Origin of the sequence: Ferrovibrio sp., from assembly GCF_002796975.1 — a bacterium.
Classification (GTDB): domain Bacteria; phylum Pseudomonadota; class Alphaproteobacteria; order Ferrovibrionales; family Ferrovibrionaceae; genus Ferrovibrio.
Genome location: NZ_PEKV01000001.1, coordinates 109,913 through 126,451, shown reverse-complemented (window position 1 = coordinate 126,451; position 16,539 = coordinate 109,913). Strand labels below are relative to the sequence as shown.

The following is a 16,539-nucleotide window of genomic DNA, read 5'->3' as shown; positions in this document are numbered from 1 at the left end:
CATGGCGTTGACGTTGTCGGTGAGGTCCTTCCAGGTGCCGGCGACGCCTTCCACGCGGGCCTGGCCACCCAGCTTGCCTTCGGTGCCGACTTCGCGCGCCACGCGGGTCACTTCGGAGGCGAAGGAGCCGAGCTGGTCCACCATGGTGTTGATGGTGTTCTTGAGCTGAAGGATTTCGCCCTTCACGTCCACCGTGATCTTCTTCGACAGGTCGCCTTTCGCCACCGCGGTGGTCACTTCGGCGATGTTACGCACCTGGCCGGTCAGATTCGCAGCCATCAGGTTGACGTTGTCGGTGAGGTCTTTCCAGGTGCCGGCCACGCCGCGCACGCGGGCCTGACCGCCGAGATTGCCTTCGGTACCGACCTCGCGCGCGACGCGGGTCACTTCCGAGGCGAATGAGCCGAGCTGACCCACCATCGTATTCACTGTCTTGCCGATGCGCAGGAATTCGCCGCGCAACGGCCGGCCGTCGATCTCCAGCTGCATGGTCTGCGACAGGTCGCCGCGTGCCACGCTGCCGATCACGCGCGAGACCTCGATGGTCGGCTGCACCAGATCGCCGATCAGCGAATTGACCGAGGCGACGCAGGAATGCCAGCCGCCGGTGGCACCGGGCAGGTCGCCGCGCTGTCCGATCTTGCCGTCCTTGCCGACCGCGACGCCGAGCCGTTCGAACTCGCTCGCCATCATGGCATTCATATGCACGACATCATTGAAGGCGGTGGCGATCTCGCCATCGATGCCGGTCAGGTCGTCGGCCAACCGGACCGAGAAATCGCCGCGCCGGAAGGCGCGCAGGGCGGCGAGAAGGTTGCGGGATTGCGGATCTGGAAGGGTTGCGGTTTGCGACATGTCAGGTCATCCAGGTGAGCTGGGCGCGATGAATTTGCCCAGGCAAAAGAGCCGAGTTGTCGAAGGCGTGGCACACAGTCACAGAGGCTGCGGCCCCTATGCAAGGCCGATTTACCGCGCGTTGCATGACGCAACTGGCAATCGACACTCTGGGCCATGCTGTGAACGCACTGCTTGCAGGCGAAATGTCCGGCCGCGGAGAAATGCATTGCTGCCTGCCACTAATTGGCTGATGATCGCGTTCGCGCGCGATCCCGTTCCGGGGCCGCAGAACCGAAGCATGTGCCATGACGCTCAAGCGCATCCTGTTCGTCGATGATGAAATGCTGCTTCGCATGGCGATGGTGCCGGGGCTCGAGGATGCCGGGTATGCGGTCGACGAGGCCGGGACCGGAAAGCGTGCCTTGGAGATTTTCCGGGCGCGGCATGCCGAGATTTTCTGCGCCGTCATCGATATCGGCCTGCCCGATATGAAGGGCGACAGCCTGGTCGCGGAATTTCGCGCCCTGTCGCCGCAGCTGGGTATCGTGCTGGCGACCGGGTATGGCGATGCCGAACTGGTCAAGGCCTTCAGTGCCGACCCCGCCGTGCGGGTGGTGGCCAAGCCGTATTTCACCGAAGAACTGACGGCGGCGATTGCGAGGGTGGGAATGATGCCGCCGGCCGGCGAGACCGAGCGGCTGGCGACACATCCGGCATAACCATCGCGGCCGGTGCGGTCCCGCCGCCCGGTCTCCCATGTCATGTCGCAATTGCCGGTTTGCCCGCCCCCGGTCGGATGTGACATCCGAGCAGTCCCCCAAACATTCATGCTTGAAGGAAGAACGAAGCTTTACCGAAAGAGTTCCCGGCCGACCGGGCGCTCTTGATATCTCCGATCTACAAGGGGATTTGAGGCACTCTTGGCGCCGCGACGGCTTGGCGCAGCTGGAGTGGGCCAGCCGGAAAATGCCGGAAAACCGCAGATGGGCGAACCGCTCAGGTAGCGATCCGCGCGGCATGCTCCGGCAGCAATGCGCTTCGAATTATCCTGCGCAAGAAAAAAGCCCCGGCATCGCTGCCGGGGCTTTGTCGTGACGGCGACTGCTTAATGCTTGGCGGCGGAGAGGGCGGCGCGGAACTCCTTCAGGATCTGGCTGCCGGGCTTGCCGCGCTTGTCGAGGCCGTCAGCCCATTCGGCTGCCACTTCGCTCGAGATGGCATCGAAGGGCTTGCGCTCTTCCGGCGTCAGCGTGTGGTATTTCACGCCGGCGGCAGCCAGCTTGTCCTGCACCTTGCCGATATTGGTGTCGATCACCTGGCACATCTTCTCGGTGATGGTCTCGCCGACTTCGGTCATGACCTTCTGCACATCCTTCGGCATCTTCTTCCAGACCGCGTCGCTGACCACATAGGCTGCGACGAAGCTGCCGAAATTGCCGCCCTTGGTGCCGAACTTGGTGAAGCTCTGCAGGTCGTAGGACATCACGCTTTCATTCGGGAAGATCAGGCCGTCGAGCGTGCCGCGCGACAGCGATTCACGTGCTTCCGGTGCCGCCATGCGCACCGGAATCGCACCGATCTTGCGGGCGAAGATGTCCATCGCGCCGCCGGTGCTGCGCAGTTTCAGGCCCTTGACGTCCTCTGGTGTGCGCACCTGCTTGTTGGTGGTGTAGAACTGATAGGGTTCCAGCACGATGACGAACAGCGGGCGCACCTTGTTGGCGCCGAATTCGTGCTTGGTCATCGTCTCGCCCTTGGCGATCTTCCAGTAGGCATGCGTGCCTTCGCAGGCCGAGGTGAAGGCGCCCGGCAGCTGTGCGACGCTGGAGAGCGGCATTTTGTCGGAGACATACGACATCCCGACATAGCCGATGTCGGCCACGCCGGTCTGGGTCAGGTTGAGCAGGTCCGGCGCCTTGCCGAGCTGCTGCGCCGGGAAATATTCGAATTTGACCCGTCCGTTGGTCTGCTTGGTCACTTCCTCCATCCAGGGGATGGTGGCGGTGGCAGGAATGAAATGGCCGGCAGGGAAGGAATCGGCGACCCGCAGATTGATCGTCTTGGCACTCTGCGCCAGGGCAGTACCGCCCAGCAGCGCGGTGCCGGTTGCTGCAATCAGCATGGATACGATTTTATGCATGTTTCCTCCGTTTATCGGCTTATCCAGCCGGTTGTATTTTGCCTTTGCCTCGCGGCATATTCGGCGTCGTCGCAGAAAGTGGTATCTACGTTCCGATATTGGAATTATATTCGAAAATATGAACAGCACAACCGGCAATTATGAGGGAGAGACGCGTCCCGAGGGGCCGCGCTCGCCGCTGCGCGTGATGCAGGCGCTGGAAGAACTGGCCGCCAGCAGAGACGGCCTGACCCTGACCCGCCTGAGTGAAAAGCTGCAGACGCCGAAAACCAGCCTTCTCAACCTGTTACGCTCGCTTGAGGCCGGCGCTTATGTCACCCAGGTCAATGGGCATTACCAGTTGGGCGCAAATGCATTACGGCTGGCGGCGCTGATCGGTCCGCGGCTGGGTGCGGATTCTTCGATTTCGGCAAAACTGCATCCGCTGCTGGCCGAGATGATGGAGCAGGCTGAGGACACCACCCTGCTCGGGGTGATGGGCGACGACCGCCGCCACGGCGTCTATGTCGACATCATCGAAAGCCGCGGCGCAATCCGCTTCAGCTCGCTGATCGGCACCAGAAGGCCGCTGTTTTGCTCGGCTTTCGGCAAGACCTTGCTGGCCTTCCAGCCGGCCGAACATATCGATGCCTATCTCCGGCAGACCGACCTGGTGCTGCCCAATGGCGGGCGGCGCCTGCATCCCGAAGAGGTGCGCGGCAGTCTGGCAGCGATCCGCGCCACCGGCATCAGTGCGTCCTATGAAGAAATCGTCGAAGGCGCCGGAGGCGTCTCCTCGCCGGTCTACGACCGCAATGGCGTCGTCGTGGCGGTCTTTGCCATCGCCGCACCCATCGCCCGGCTAAGGGCGCGGCATGACCGCCTGGCCGGTCTGGTGCATGCCTTCGGCGAGCGCGGCTCCCGTCTGCTCGGCTTTACCGGCGTATATCCCGGCCAGCGCTGAACCGGCGGCCCCCGGGCCGTTGCGCAGCCTGTCGTTTTTTCGCCCGACGGCGTATTCGCCTTGACAGGTCTGCTGACGCTTCTCTACGTTGTTCCGATATAAGTATTAAGTTCCAATATAGGAACATCATGAGGGAGAAACGCTATGCCCGGCAGCCTGACCGCTGACCAGCAGACCATTCGCGATGCCGTCCTGCGCGTCTGCAGTGAATTCGGCGACGATTACTGGCTGGCGCGCGACCGCGACGGCGAATTCCCCGAAGCCTTCAAGCAGGCACTGGTCGATGGCGGCTGGCTCGGCCTGACCATGCCGACCGAATATGGCGGCGCTGGCCTGGGCATCACCGAAGGCGCAGTGATGATGCAGGCGATCGCTGAATCCGGCGCCGGCATGAGCGGTGCCTCGGCGATCCACCTGAATGTCTTCGCCCCGAAGGTGATCGTGAAATTCGGCTCGGACGAGCAGAAGCAACGCATGCTGCCGCCGATCATCAGCGGCGAGGTAATGGCGTCTTTCGGTGTCACCGAACCCGATGCCGGTCTCGACACCACCAACATCAAGACCAAGGCGGTGCTGCAGGGCGACCGCTATATCGTGAACGGCCGCAAGGTCTGGACCACGCTGGCGCAGCGCGCCAGCAAGCTGTTCCTGCTCGCCCGCACGACACCGCGCGAGCAGTGCAAGCGCCCGACCGACGGTATCACGCTGTTTTATACCAATCTCGACCGCAGCCGCTGCGAAGCGCGCGAGATCGAGAAGATGGGCCGCAAATGCATCGATTCGAACCAGTTCTTCATCGATAACCTCGAAATCCCGGTAGCCGACCGCATTGGCGAGGAAGGCCGCGGCTTCGAATATATCCTGATGGGGCTGAATCCGGAGCGCATCCTGCTCGCGGCGGAAGCCATCGGGCTCGGCCGCGTCGCGCTGCAGCGCGCCACGCGCTACGCCAACGAGCGCGTCGTCTTCGGCCGGCCGATCGGCAAGAACCAGGCGATCCAGCATCCGCTGGCGGAGAACTGGATGGAACTGGAAGCCGCCAATCTGATGATGCTGCGCGCCGCCGAACTCTACGATTCGAACCAGCCCTGCGGCGCCGAGGCCAATGCGGCGAAATACCTGGCGGCCGAAGCCGGCTTCAAGGCCTGCACGCAGTCGGTCATGACGCATGGCGGCTACGGCTATTCCAAGGAATTCCACGTCGAACGCTATATGCGCGAAGTGATGATTCCCCGCATCGCGCCGGTCAGCCGCGAAATGATCCTGTGCTTCATCGCTGAAAAAGTGCTCGGCCTGCCGAAATCCTATTGATCAGTCGCATCGGCGTCGTTGGGGAGAATATCCGTGACCATTGAATCCGTTCTCAGGAATAGCGTGCTGTGCAAGCGTCTTGGCATCGAGTATCCGATCATGCAGGCCGGCATGGGGCAGGTCGCCTATGGCCGTCTTGCTGCCGCGGTTTCGGCTGCCGGCGGCCTCGGCGTGATCGGCGCCGGCTATCTCACCGCCGATGACCTGCGCCGCGAAATCCGCGTCATCCGCGACACCACCGACAAGCCCTTCGGCGTCGATATCCTGTTCGCCAAAGTCTCGGGCGATGACGATGCCTCGCTGAAATATACCCGCCAGGTGCAGGACCAGATCGCCGTCAGCCTTGAAGAACGCGTGCCGGTGCTGATCTCGGGGCTGGGCAATCCGCTCGCCGTGGTCGACGATGCGCATGCGCTGGGCATCACCGTGATGAGCGTGGTCGGCAATGTGCGGCAGGCGCGCATGCTGGAATCGCAGGGTGTCGACATGCTGATCGCCTCAGGTGGTGACGGCGGCGGCCATGTCGGCCGCGTCGGCACGGCTGCGCTGGTGCCGGCAGTGGCGCAGGCGGTGAAGATTCCGGTGATCGCCGGCGGCGGCCTGGCCGATGGCCGCGGCCTGCTGGCAGCGCTGGCGCTGGGCGCGGTCGGCGCCTGGATGGGCACGCGCTTTATCGCCTCCGACGAGGCGCGCGCGCATGACAATTACAAGAACGAGCTGGTGACGCGCGACGAGGAGGGCACGGTGATCAGCCGCGCCCATAGCGGCAAGACCGTGCGCATGCTGCGCAACGCCTTCACCAATTACTGGGAGCATAACCAGGACAAGATCCTGCCCTATCCGCGCCAGCTGCAGGAAATCGGCGGCCCGGCCACCATCCTCGGCCGTATCGAGGGCGATATCGACAATGGCGTGCTGCCGGCGGGCCAGAGCGTCGGCCTGATCCATGCCGTGAAACCGGCCGGGCAGATCGTGCGCGACATCTTCGATGAAGCCTGCGCCGCCTATCGCAAGTCCTTTTCCCTGGAGGCCTCGACATGATCCGCAGTCTGTTCTTCGCGCCGGCCAACCGGCATGACCTGCTGGCGAAATTCCCGCGTTTCAAAGCGGATTGCTATGCCATCGACCTGGAAGACGGCACGCCGGAAGGCGACAAGGCTTCGGCGCGCGACCGGCTGAACGAGGCCGTCACCATGCTGCGCAAGGAAAAGCTGCGCGGCAAAATCTATATCCGCGTCAACGAGGCGGCCTCGCAGCATTACATCCGCGACATCGAAGCCTCGGTGCTGTGCGATATCGACGGGCTGATCATCCCGAAGCTGGAAACGCGCGATCAGCTGTTCCCGGTCGATCATGCCATCACCCGTGCCGAAAACGACCAGCCGGGCCGCCGGCGTATCAAGATCATGGCCGGCATCGAATCGATGCGTGGCGTGATCGATGCCGTATCGCTCTGCGCGGCGCATCCGCGCATCACCTCGGCCTTCTTCGGCGCCGAGGATTTCGCCGCCGATATCGGCGGCCGTCGCACCAAAGGCAGCGAGGAAGTGCTGTTCGCCCGCTCGCAGGTGGTGCTGGCTGCCAGGGCAGCGCGCATCATCGCCCTTGATCAGGCCGTGGTGGAAATCCGTGACGACGACCAGTTCCGCCGCGACGCCGAAAAGGGCCGCGATATGGGCTATCAGGGCAAGATCTGCGTCGTGCCGCGCCAGGTTGAACTCAGCAACGAGGTCTACGCGCCGACGGCCGAGGAAGTCGCACATGCCCGCGAACTGATCTCGGTCTATGAAGACGCCACGCGGCGCGGCATCGGCACCATCGACTTCAAAGGTCATATGATCGACGGCCCGCTGCTCAAGCGTGCCGAGGCCGTGGTGGCGATGGCGCAGCAGCTGGAAGCAAGAGGCTGAAGCCATGCAGGTGATCGATGCCAAGGCGCTCGACCTGCGCAGTCTCATCCGGCCCGGCGATACCATCCTGTGGGGCCAGGCCTGTGGCGAGCCGACGACGCTCGCCGAGACACTGCTCGCACAGCGCGCCGATCTCGGCGGCGTGACCGTGTTCCTGGGGTCGGGCTTTTCGAACACGCTGCAGCCCGAGCATGCCGACCATATCCGCTTCACCGGCATCGGCGCAGCGGGTACCCTTCGCCGCCTGACCAAAGCCGGCGTGCTGGATGTGCTGCCCTGCCATGTTTCCAAAATGGAAGGCTATGTGGCGGACGGCGTGATCCCCTGCGATGTCGCTTTCGTGCAGGTGGCGCCGGCCGATGAAAACGGTCATTACAGCCTCGGCCTGATCAGCGATTACATCCGCGCCGCCGTGCGCCGCGCCCGCGTGGTGGTGGCCGAGGTCAATGCCCAGGTGCCGCAGGTGCCCTGTGCCGAACCGCTGACCGATGCAGATATCGATATCGCCGTCCATACCGACCGGCCGCTGATCGAACTGGCCCCGGCCGCGATCACCGATCTCGACCGGACGATTGCCAGATACGCGCAGGCCTTCATCCCGGAGCGTGCCACGCTGCAGGTCGGTATTGGCGCCGTGCCGGAAGCCGTGATGGCCAACCTGCGCAGCCACCGCGATCTCAGCATCCATTCCGGCATGCTGGGCGACAGTGCCGCCGATCTGGTGGACTGCGGCGCGGTGACCAATGCCTACAAGGAAATCGATCCCGGCGTGATGGTCTCCGGCGCCCTGATCGGCACCCGGCGGCTGTATGATTTCTGCCATCGCAACAAGGGCGTGCGCATGCATCCGCTGTCGCATACCCACAGCATCGCCACGCTGTCGCGGCTGTCGCGCTTCATCTCGCTGAATTCCGCCATCGAGGTCGATCTCAGCGGCCAGGTGAATGCCGAAAGCGTCGGCGGCCAATATCTCGGTGCGGTTGGCGGCCAGGTTGATTACGTCCGCGCTGCCACGGCCTCGGCCGGCGGCCGTTCGATGATCGCCCTGCCCAGCACGGCGCAGAACGGCAGGGTCACGCGCATCGTCGCCAGCCTGTCCGGCCCGGTCACCACGGCGCGCAGCGACGCCGATGTGATCGTCACCGAATACGGCGCCGCCGATCTGCGCGGCAAGCCGCTGAGCCAACGGGCCAAGGCGATGATCGCCATTGCCCATCCCGATCACCGTGAATCTCTCGATCGCGCCCTGCATGCGGCGCGAAAGGCAGTGGCATGAGTCAACCAGCATCAGACAAATCCGCCAAGGGTCCGCTCGCCGGCATCCGTATCCTCGATCTCACCTCGGTGCTGATGGGGCCATACTGCACGCAGATCATGGCCGATCTGGGCGCCGACGTGATCAAGGTGGAAAGCCCGGACGGCGATACCTCGCGTTATGTCGGGCCGGCCCGCACCAAGGGCCGCTCGGGCATGTTCGTCAATCTCAATCGCGGCAAGCGCGGCATCGTGCTTGACCTGCGGACGGAGAAAGGCCGCGATCTCTGTCTCAGGCTCGCAGCCAAGGCCGATATCGTGATGCATTCGATGCGCAAGCCGGCAATCGAAAAGCTCGGCCTCGATTACGCCGCGGTCGCGGCAATCAATCCCGGTGTCATCTATGCCAGCCTCTACGGCTACGGCCGCGACGGGCGCTATTCCGGCCGCCCGGCCTATGACGACACCATCCAGGCGGCCAGCGGCCTGGCGATGCTGCAGGCCGAGATCAATCCCGAGCCGCAATATGTCACCACCGTGGTGGGCGACAAGGTGTCGGCGCTGAGCGGCGCCTATGCCATCATGGCCGCGCTGTTCCATCGCCAGCGCGGCGGCGGCGGCCAGGAAATCGAAGTGCCGATGTTCGAGATCATGGCCTCCTTCCTGCTGATCGAGCATATCGCCGGCGCGATCTACGATCCGCCGATGGGGCCGCCGGTCTATACGCGCGCGGTCACGCCGTTCCGCCGTCCGTATAAAACGCAGGACGGCTATGTCTCGGTGTTGGTCTATAACGACAAGCAGTGGCGCCGCTTCACCGAACTGGCCCAGCGTCCGGATCTCGCCGCCGACGAACGTTTCCGCAGCCAGGCCGACCGCAGCGCCAACATGGCCGATTTCTGCACCATCGTGGCGCAGATCCTGGAGCAGCGTAGCTCGGCGGAATGGCTCGACCTGCTCGACAAGGCAGAAATTCCCTGCGCCAGGCTGAACAAAACTGCCGATCTCTATACCGATCCGCATCTCGCCGATGTCGATTTCTTCAAGACGCTGGACGATCCGCGCGACGGCAGGCTGCGCATGCCAGGCCATCCGGTGCGTTTCTCGGCCACGCCGGCAGGTTTCAGCCAGGCGGCCCCGATGCTGGGCGAGCATACCGAGGACGTGCTGCGCGAACTGGGACTGGACGCGGTCGAACTGGATGAACTCGAAGCCGGCGGTGCCATCCGGCGCTGGCGCGACGACGAAAAGGTGCAGGGATGAGCGAGGATATCCTTTACGACAGCCGCGGCGCGGTTGTCGTGATCACGATCAACCGGCCCGAGCAGCGCAATGCGATCAGCAGCGGCGTGCGGTCGGGGCTGCGTGCGGCCTTCGAACGCTTCGAAGCCGACGAGGCGGCGCAGGTGGCGATCCTGACCGGCAGCGGCGACAAGGCTTTCTGTGCCGGCATGGACCTGAAGGAGGCGGCCGACACCATGCTGGGCGTGCCGCCGCGCGATTTCCTGCCGATCCTGGGCGACAATCTGCATGTCACCAAGCCGGTGATCGCCGCGGTCAACGGCGTTGCCTATGCCGGCGGCTGGCTGCTGACGCAGATGTGCGATCTCTGCGTTGCCGCCGAACATGCGACTTTCGCGATCACCGAGGGCAAGGTCGGGCGCGGCATGCCCTGGGCGGCGCCGCTCGGCCATATCATCCCGCAGCGCATCATGATGGAGCTGCTGCTGACCGGCGATCCGATCGATGCGCGGCGCGCTTATGAGATCGGTTTCGTCAACCGCGTCGTACCGGCTGCCGAACTGCTGCCGGCGGCCATGGCGATGGCTGAAAAGATCGCCGCCAATGCGCCGCTGACCGTGCGTGCCGCCCGCGAACTGGTATACCTGTCGACCGAGATGGGGCGGTCGGCCGCGCTGCGTGCCGGCTATCATCTGTTCGAGCGGGTGTATCGAAGCGAGGATGCGCAGGAGGGGCCGCGCGCATTCAAGGAAAAACGCAAGCCGCAATGGCGCAGCCGGTAACCGTTACCGGAAACCTGGGGGAACGGAGGGCATATGACAAAGCTGGACAGACTGACCGAAGCAGTCGAAAAGGCGTTTGTGTGTATCACCGGGGCCGGATTGCTCGCCATCATGCTGGTGATCGTCGTCGACGTGGTGATGCGGTATTTCTTCTCGGCGCCGCTAAGCTGGTCCTACGACCTGATCGGGATGTATCTGGTCACGCTGGTCTTCTTCCTCGCGCTGGCCGATACCTTCCGCCGCGGTGGGCATATCCGCGTCGACCTGTTTGAAAAACTGCGCAAGACGCGGTTCTTTGCGGTTGCCGAAATCTTCGGTCTCTGCGCCTCGCTGCTGTTCTTTGCACTGATCCTGGACCAGGCGGTTACGACGGCGCTCGAAGCATTTCTGGCCGGGGATGTGCTGGACGGCGCGATCCCCTGGCCGACATGGCCGCCATATCTGTTTGCCGCGCTGGGGGTCGCACTGCTGATCCTGCGCGTTGCGCTCAATCTTATTCGCCGCTTTGTCGCCCTGTCTTCTGGCCAGGCCTATGAACAGGAAGGTGGCAACCACCTTCACATGGAGCATGTGGAATGATCGTCGCGGCTGGACTTATCGTCATGCTGCTGCTGCTGCTCTTCGGCATGCCGGTGGCGTTTGCCCTCGGTGTCGCGGGCATGGTCGGCCTCTACCTCAAGGGCGGCCTGGACATGGTGCTCGGCGTTCTGAACACCGCGCCGGTCTCCAGCACCTCGTCCTATGAACTGATCACCGTGCCGATGTTTATGCTGATGGCGGAATTCATTATCGTCAGCCGCATTGCCGAGGAACTGTTCGACAGCGCCAAAGTGTGGCTCGGGCGCACCCCGGCCGGGCTTGCGATCTCGACCGCGCTGGCCGGTGCCGGTTTCGGCGCGATCTCCGGCTCGTCCACGGCTTCGGCCGCCACGCTGTCGGGCACCAGCATTCCGGCGATGATCCGGCACAAATACGATCCCCGCCTTGCCTCCGGCGTGGTGGCGATCTCCGGCACGCTCGCAATGCTGATTCCGCCCTCCATTGCCATTGTGCTCTACGGCCTGATCGCACAGGTCAGCATCAGCAAGCTGCTGATTGCCGGTGTCATTCCCGGCCTGCTGGTCACGCTGGTGATCATTCTCACCGTGCTGGCGCTGGCGGCGATCAATCCGTCGCATGCGCCGGCCGGGTCCAGTTATCCGCTGCGCGAAAAGCTGGCCTCGCTGCGCATCGTCGGACCGATGGTGGCGCTGATCATGCTGGTCACCGGCTGCATCTATCTGGGTATTGCCACGCCCACCGAAGCGGCCAGCCTGGGTGCCTTCGGCGCGATGATGATCGCGCTCATCCGCCGCCGCCTGACCTGGGCCACCATGTGGCAGGCGCTGTTCAACGCCTCGCGCACCACCTGCATGATCATCCTGATTGTGATGTGCGCGCAGATCTTCGGCTACTACTTCACCCTGACCGGCTTCACGCAGAACCTGGTCAGCTATGTCGGTGGCCTCGAAGTGTCGCGCTGGGTGATTTTCCTGCTGATCATCCTGATCTACCTGGCACTTGGCTGCATCATGGACCAGATCGCCATTCTGTTCCTGACCGTGCCGGTGGTGCTGCCGGTGATCACGGCGTTGGGTTTCGATCCGATCTGGTTCGGCATCATTATCATCATTACGGCGGAAGTCGGTCTGGTAACGCCGCCGGTCGGACTCAATGTCTTCGTCGTGTCGGCCTATTCCAAGATCCCGGTCAAGGACATCTTCATCGGCGTCACGCCGCATGTGATCGCCCATATGTTTGTGATCCTGCTGCTGGCGGCCTTCCCGGCTTTGGTCACCTGGCTGCCCTCGACCGTGCTGCAGTAGTCGGATGATGGATGGAACCGGGCCAAGTCCAGCAGGCCAGAGCGCCGCAGGGCAGGGCAATGACCGCCTTGCCCTGCTGGCGCTGATCAGCGCTTTCGGTTTCATCTTCATTTCCCGCGGCGTCGCCGACAGCTGGATGGTGTTCCTGCTGCCGGTCGAGCAGGATTTCGGCGCGACCCGACAGCAGACCGCGGGCGTCTATTCTGTCTATATGCTGACCACCGGCCTCAGCGCGCCGCTGGCGGGCCTGATCCTGCGCCAGTTCGGCGCGCGGCTGAATTATGGGCTGGGCGTGCTGCTGATCGGTTGCGCGATGTTCCTCGCCGCACAGGCAAGCGCCATCGGCGAGCTTTATCTCTATGTCGGGATCCTCGCCAGCATGGGCATCTCGGCGATCGGCATCGTGCCGGCCTCGGCGCTGATTGGCCGCTGGTACCGTCATCGCATGTCGGTTGCCATGGGCGTGGCTTATTCCGGTCTCGGCACCGGATCGCTGCTGATGGTGCCGCTGGCGCAGTGGCTGATCGAGTGGCAGGGCTGGCGCAGCACCTACACGACGATGGGATGCGGCCTCGCGATCCTGCTGGTGGTGACCATGCTGCTGCCCTGGCAGCGCCTGGCCGGCGCGACGCCGTTGCGCGGGCGGGGAGCGGACGGCGGCACCGATCCGGCCGGCGGCGGGATCAGCCTGCGGCAGGCTGTCAGACGGCCGGAATTCCTCGGCCTGGCGCTGTCGTTCACCTTCACCGGCTTCAGCATGTATACGGTGATCGTGCAGGTGGTGCCATTCCTGGTGGAAAGCGGTTATGCGCCGTTGAAAGCGGCGACGGCTTTCGGCCTTGCCGGCATGCTGTCGGTCGGCGGCGTGATTTCCACCGGCTGGCTGTCGCACCGTTACGGCCTGCGTCCGATTGCGCTGCTCAGCTTCACCTGCACTTTTGCCGGCATCTTCTGCCTGCTCTTTCTCAGTTATCACCGGCTGGAATGGCTGCTGGTGTGTTTCGTCGGCATTTTCGGCATCGCCCAGGGCGCGCGCGGGCCGATTGTCGCCACGCTGTCGAACCGCTTGTTCACCGGCCCCTCGGCGGCGGCAATCTATGGCGTGATTTATGCCTGCAGCAATATCGGCGCCGGCATCGGCGCCTGGGGCTCGGGCTATCTGCACGATATCAGCAGCAGTTACCGCCCTGCATTGCTGGTGGCGGCTGCCGGCATCGTCATGGCGGCGCTGCCATTCCTGCTGCTGCAGGCGTTTCGTGCGCCCGTTCCGATCCAGCCCGCCGTTCCGTCGCACCCGGAGAAATCCCCATGACAACCATGTCTGGCGCACCTGCTGCACCCGTCACGCCGCGCCTCGCCGCTTCGCTGATCCTGCTGCGCGACGGCACGGAGGGGCTGGAGGTGATGATGGTGGAGCGCACCGGTTCGGCCAGCTATGCCGCCGGCAAGTTCGTGTTTCCGGGCGGCACCGTCGATGCGGCGGACGCGGGCTATGCCGGTGCCGATGCGGCGCTGCGCGTGGCGGCAATCCGCGAGGCTTATGAAGAATGCGGCCTGCTGATGGTCGATCCGATGCCGGCGGAGATCACACCCGCCCAGGATTTCGCCGCGTTGCTGCAGGCCGGCGGCTGTCGCCCGGTCACGCAGGCCCTGGTGCCGTTTGCGCACTGGATCACGCCGCCGCATCTGCCCAAGCGGTTCGATACGCATTTCTTCCTGGCCATGGCGCCGTTGAACCAGGTGGCGGCGGCCGATCTGTGTGAGGTGGTGTCGGCGGCGTGGCTGCGGCCCCGCGCCGTGGTTGCGGCAGCCGAAGCGGCAGAACTCAACCTGATGTTCGCCACCTATATGAATCTGCGCTGGCTGGCGCAGTTCGATTTGGCGGAAGCCGCGCTGACAACAGCACGCAGCCGGCCGATCGTGACGGTGATTCCCGAACCGGCAGACAGCCCCGAGGGCCGGATATTCCGGATCCCGGAAGCCGCGGCCTATGGCGAGACCGCCGTGCTGGAACACCGCTTTCGGCGGAATTGATGCAGCGTCCCTGATGGGCCGTCGTAACTTTGTCCCGATCGACCGGACAAACGCTTCGAAACGCTTTGGGCGGCGTGAGCGAGATAGGTCACTGATTCATTGTCGATGACGCCTGCCGCGATCGCGGCATCCAGCTCATTGGCCACGCGCTCGGCCAGACCACCGCTCCAATCCCTGGTCCGCAGTGACAAAAATTCCCCAAAGGCTGCGTCCTGAGGTGGTGCGCGCACCGGCAGGTGTGTCATGGCGGTAGGGATTAAAACACGTAAAAACGTCTGTTAATCGCCATAAACTTAAAAATAGTAGCCATTGAATCAGAAAATTATATCCAATTGACTCGGTAAATTGGATCAATTAGAGCTTTTCGGGAGAGGGAGCTCCATGTCACGCCAGCCAAATAGCCAAGCCCAGCAGAATGCGCATGCCTTCATCCGGCAGAAGATTCTGGATGGCGATTACGCAGGTGGCAGCTGGCTGAAGCCCCAGGAAATCGCCGACGAACTCAAGGTCAGCCGCATGCCGGTGCGTGAAGCCTTACGCGGCCTTGAAGTCGAAGGCCTGGTGACGATCCGGCCTAACCGCGGCGCCGTCGTTACCGAGCTGGCCGTCACGGACGTGGACGACCTGTTCGAGATTCGCGCCAACCTGGAAGTCCTGACCGCCCGTTCTGCGGCGCAATTCCTGAACAGGCAAGCGATTGCCGAAATCGACCGCCTGCGGCTGGCGATGGATGGCGCCCGTTCCGACTCCAAGGAATGGTTGAAGGCGCATAACACCTTCCACGATTTCATCTCGAATCTGAGCGGCCGGAAGCGGCTGCTGCTGGAAATCGACCGCGCCCGCGCGCTCATCCAGCCCTACATCCGGATGTATATCGACGTTTACGGAACGCCGGAGTTGCCTGCCTACGAGCATTCAGAACTCGTGACGGCGTTCCTGTCGAAAGACCCTGGCACAATCGAACAGAGCTTCCGGTCTCACGTCATGGAGACCCGGGACCGCGTCCTGAAATTCCTGAAGCAGCATTACGAATATCGAGCCAGCCTGGCGCCGAAGAAAAAGCGCTTGCTGGCGGCGTGACCAAATGAGGGAGAGAAGTACCGTGGAACTCTATGACCATCTCGTTGTGAGAAATCCTGTGCTGCGTCCGCGACGCCTCGGTCACGTCAATCTGTTTGTATCAAGCCTTGCCAAAGCACGTGAATTCTACTCCGAGACTTGCGGGTTCGTGGAAATCTTCGAAGAGCCGTTGATTACTGCAGCCTTCATGAGCAATGGCAATACCCATCACGACCTGGGGCTTATCGAAGCGTCCACAACCGACCGCGTCGACAAGGATGGAAAGGTTCTGATTTCGGCGGCGCAGCGCGGCAGCAAGGCCAGCCTGAACCATCTTGGCTTCGAGATGGACAACGAGAAGCAGCTCGTCGAGGCCTATGAGAATCTGAAGAAGCTGGGCGTGAAGGCCATGCGTACGATCGACCATGGATTGGCGCATAGCGTCTACATGCCGGACCCCGATGGCAACATGCTGGAGTTCTATGCCGATGTCATCGACGACTGGCGTAGCTTCTGGAAGGACAGCGTCGGAAAAACGGTGACAGGCGGATGGCAGCCTGCGTTGGAAGGTGCTGATGGGAAGCCGCACTACCCCGATAGCTTCGAGCCAGATATCCATCCCAGTTCACCCATCAAGTCGCGCCGCGTCACCTGCGCCACGATTGCGACGTCGAATTTCAAGGCGATGCTCGATTTCTACCTGAACGTTGTCGGGCTTGAGCTTCTGCCCGGCTCCGACGCGCGCCATGCAATCCTGGCCGGGACGACCGGTGAGGCGACGCTACGACTGCAAAAGGTGGAAGACCCGAAGAACGCTGCCTTCTCAAATATGGGCATCGAACTGGGCCAGGCAGACACCCTGGTCGCCGCAAAAGCGTATCTGCGGAGCAAGGGGTATCCGATCCAGAAGGAAGAAAACGGAGACGGTCAGGCCAGCTTCCTGACCATGGATCCGGATGGATTTGGCGTGTGGTTTTACGCGCCGACAACAAACTCTCATTAATCACTTAACAGCAGGGGGAAGAATTATGTTCAAGAAACTGATTAGCGCCGTCGCAGCATCCGCGATGCTTATGACTGGCTTCGTCGCCACTGAGGCCTTCGCTCAAGCGAAGCCCGCGCTGAAGCCCATCAAGCTGCGGACCGAATGGGTCCACAGCGG

General features: G+C 63.1%; 16 protein-coding genes. 14 read left to right on the top strand and 2 right to left on the bottom strand.

The window, feature by feature from the left end:
* A partial coding sequence (locus CTR53_RS00620; protein ID WP_290808280.1) for a HAMP domain-containing protein occupies positions 1–855 on the bottom strand: 855 nt, incomplete at its 3' end.
* Positions 856–1,142: 287 nt separating this feature from the next.
* Between CTR53_RS00620 and CTR53_RS00615 the strand changes: the two genes are divergently transcribed.
* Complete coding sequence (locus tag CTR53_RS00615) at positions 1,143–1,556, top strand: response regulator (RefSeq protein ID WP_290808279.1); 414 nt, start codon at positions 1,143–1,145, stop codon at positions 1,554–1,556.
* Between the two features lie 386 nt (positions 1,557–1,942).
* On the opposite strand, the gene dctP is transcribed toward CTR53_RS00615, so the two are convergent.
* The gene (gene dctP / locus CTR53_RS00610; RefSeq protein ID WP_290808276.1) at positions 1,943–2,977 is read right to left on the bottom strand and encodes a TRAP transporter substrate-binding protein DctP; all 1,035 of its coding nucleotides are present in this window, start codon (positions 2,975–2,977) and stop codon (positions 1,943–1,945) included.
* Positions 2,978–3,095: 118 nt separating this feature from the next.
* Here dctP and CTR53_RS00605 point away from each other — a divergent pair, with 118 nt between their 5' ends.
* The 13 genes from CTR53_RS00605 (at position 3,096) to CTR53_RS00545 (ending at position 16,380) form a co-directional block, all read left to right on the top strand.
* Positions 3,096–3,920, top strand: coding sequence for an IclR family transcriptional regulator (locus tag CTR53_RS00605; RefSeq protein WP_290808273.1), 825 nt, complete (start codon positions 3,096–3,098; stop codon positions 3,918–3,920).
* A gap of 144 nt (positions 3,921–4,064) precedes the next feature.
* Complete coding sequence (locus CTR53_RS00600) at positions 4,065–5,231, top strand: acyl-CoA dehydrogenase family protein (RefSeq protein ID WP_290808271.1); 1,167 nt, start codon at positions 4,065–4,067, stop codon at positions 5,229–5,231.
* Positions 5,232–5,264: 33 nt separating this feature from the next.
* The gene (locus CTR53_RS00595; protein WP_290808268.1) at positions 5,265–6,272 is read left to right on the top strand and encodes a nitronate monooxygenase; all 1,008 of its coding nucleotides are present in this window, start codon (positions 5,265–5,267) and stop codon (positions 6,270–6,272) included.
* On the top strand, positions 6,269–7,141 hold the full coding sequence (locus CTR53_RS00590) for a CoA ester lyase (RefSeq protein WP_290808265.1): 873 nt from the start codon (positions 6,269–6,271) through the stop codon (positions 7,139–7,141). The genes CTR53_RS00595 and CTR53_RS00590 overlap by 4 nt, the downstream gene beginning before the upstream one ends.
* Before the next feature lie 4 nt (positions 7,142–7,145).
* The gene (locus CTR53_RS00585; protein ID WP_290808262.1) at positions 7,146–8,417 is read left to right on the top strand and encodes an acetyl-CoA hydrolase/transferase C-terminal domain-containing protein; all 1,272 of its coding nucleotides are present in this window, start codon (positions 7,146–7,148) and stop codon (positions 8,415–8,417) included.
* The gene (locus CTR53_RS00580) at positions 8,414–9,658 is read left to right on the top strand and encodes a CoA transferase (protein WP_290808259.1); all 1,245 of its coding nucleotides are present in this window, start codon (positions 8,414–8,416) and stop codon (positions 9,656–9,658) included. Before CTR53_RS00585 ends, CTR53_RS00580 begins: the two co-directional genes overlap by 4 nt.
* Complete coding sequence (locus CTR53_RS00575; RefSeq protein ID WP_290808253.1) at positions 9,655–10,419, top strand: enoyl-CoA hydratase-related protein; 765 nt, start codon at positions 9,655–9,657, stop codon at positions 10,417–10,419. The genes CTR53_RS00580 and CTR53_RS00575 overlap by 4 nt, the downstream gene beginning before the upstream one ends.
* 33 nt (positions 10,420–10,452) lie before the next feature.
* On the top strand, positions 10,453–10,998 hold the full coding sequence (locus CTR53_RS00570) for a TRAP transporter small permease subunit (protein ID WP_290808250.1): 546 nt from the start codon (positions 10,453–10,455) through the stop codon (positions 10,996–10,998).
* Positions 10,995–12,284, top strand: coding sequence for a TRAP transporter large permease subunit (locus CTR53_RS00565; protein ID WP_290808247.1), 1,290 nt, complete (start codon positions 10,995–10,997; stop codon positions 12,282–12,284). The genes CTR53_RS00570 and CTR53_RS00565 overlap by 4 nt, the downstream gene beginning before the upstream one ends.
* Before the next feature lie 4 nt (positions 12,285–12,288).
* A complete protein-coding gene (locus tag CTR53_RS00560) occupies positions 12,289–13,596 on the top strand; it encodes an MFS transporter (RefSeq protein WP_290808243.1) in 1,308 nt (435 codons plus the stop codon).
* Positions 13,593–14,318 (top strand): NUDIX domain-containing protein, encoded by a 726-nt coding sequence (locus tag CTR53_RS00555; RefSeq protein ID WP_290808241.1) that lies wholly within the window; start codon positions 13,593–13,595, stop codon positions 14,316–14,318. Before CTR53_RS00560 ends, CTR53_RS00555 begins: the two co-directional genes overlap by 4 nt.
* 381 nt (positions 14,319–14,699) lie before the next feature.
* Positions 14,700–15,398 (top strand): GntR family transcriptional regulator, encoded by a 699-nt coding sequence (locus CTR53_RS00550; protein ID WP_290808240.1) that lies wholly within the window; start codon positions 14,700–14,702, stop codon positions 15,396–15,398.
* A 22-nt stretch (positions 15,399–15,420) separates the two neighbouring features.
* Positions 15,421–16,380: a VOC family protein gene (locus CTR53_RS00545; RefSeq protein ID WP_290808237.1), complete on the top strand. Its 960-nt coding sequence runs from the start codon at positions 15,421–15,423 to the stop codon at positions 16,378–16,380.
* Positions 16,381–16,539 lie beyond the last annotated feature (159 nt).

What these genes read in the sequence shown, in the direction of transcription:
- CTR53_RS00590 (WP_290808265.1), top strand. Translation starts at nt 6,269, where the DNA reads ATGATCCGCAGTCTGTTCTTCGCGCCGGCCAACCGGCATGACCTGCTG.
- CTR53_RS00565 (WP_290808247.1), top strand. Translation starts at nt 10,995, where the DNA reads ATGATCGTCGCGGCTGGACTTATCGTCATGCTGCTGCTGCTGCTCTTC.
- CTR53_RS00585 (WP_290808262.1), top strand. Translation starts at nt 7,146, where the DNA reads ATGCAGGTGATCGATGCCAAGGCGCTCGACCTGCGCAGTCTCATCCGG.
- CTR53_RS00555 (WP_290808241.1), top strand. Translation starts at nt 13,593, where the DNA reads ATGACAACCATGTCTGGCGCACCTGCTGCACCCGTCACGCCGCGCCTC.
- CTR53_RS00580 (WP_290808259.1), top strand. Translation starts at nt 8,414, where the DNA reads ATGAGTCAACCAGCATCAGACAAATCCGCCAAGGGTCCGCTCGCCGGC.
- dctP (WP_290808276.1), bottom strand. Translation starts at nt 2,977, where the DNA reads ATGCATAAAATCGTATCCATGCTGATTGCAGCAACCGGCACCGCGCTG.
- CTR53_RS00605 (WP_290808273.1), top strand. Translation starts at nt 3,096, where the DNA reads ATGAACAGCACAACCGGCAATTATGAGGGAGAGACGCGTCCCGAGGGG.
- CTR53_RS00560 (WP_290808243.1), top strand. Translation starts at nt 12,289, where the DNA reads ATGATGGATGGAACCGGGCCAAGTCCAGCAGGCCAGAGCGCCGCAGGG.
- CTR53_RS00615 (WP_290808279.1), top strand. Translation starts at nt 1,143, where the DNA reads ATGACGCTCAAGCGCATCCTGTTCGTCGATGATGAAATGCTGCTTCGC.
- CTR53_RS00600 (WP_290808271.1), top strand. Translation starts at nt 4,065, where the DNA reads ATGCCCGGCAGCCTGACCGCTGACCAGCAGACCATTCGCGATGCCGTC.
- CTR53_RS00575 (WP_290808253.1), top strand. Translation starts at nt 9,655, where the DNA reads ATGAGCGAGGATATCCTTTACGACAGCCGCGGCGCGGTTGTCGTGATC.
- CTR53_RS00570 (WP_290808250.1), top strand. Translation starts at nt 10,453, where the DNA reads ATGACAAAGCTGGACAGACTGACCGAAGCAGTCGAAAAGGCGTTTGTG.
- CTR53_RS00550 (WP_290808240.1), top strand. Translation starts at nt 14,700, where the DNA reads ATGTCACGCCAGCCAAATAGCCAAGCCCAGCAGAATGCGCATGCCTTC.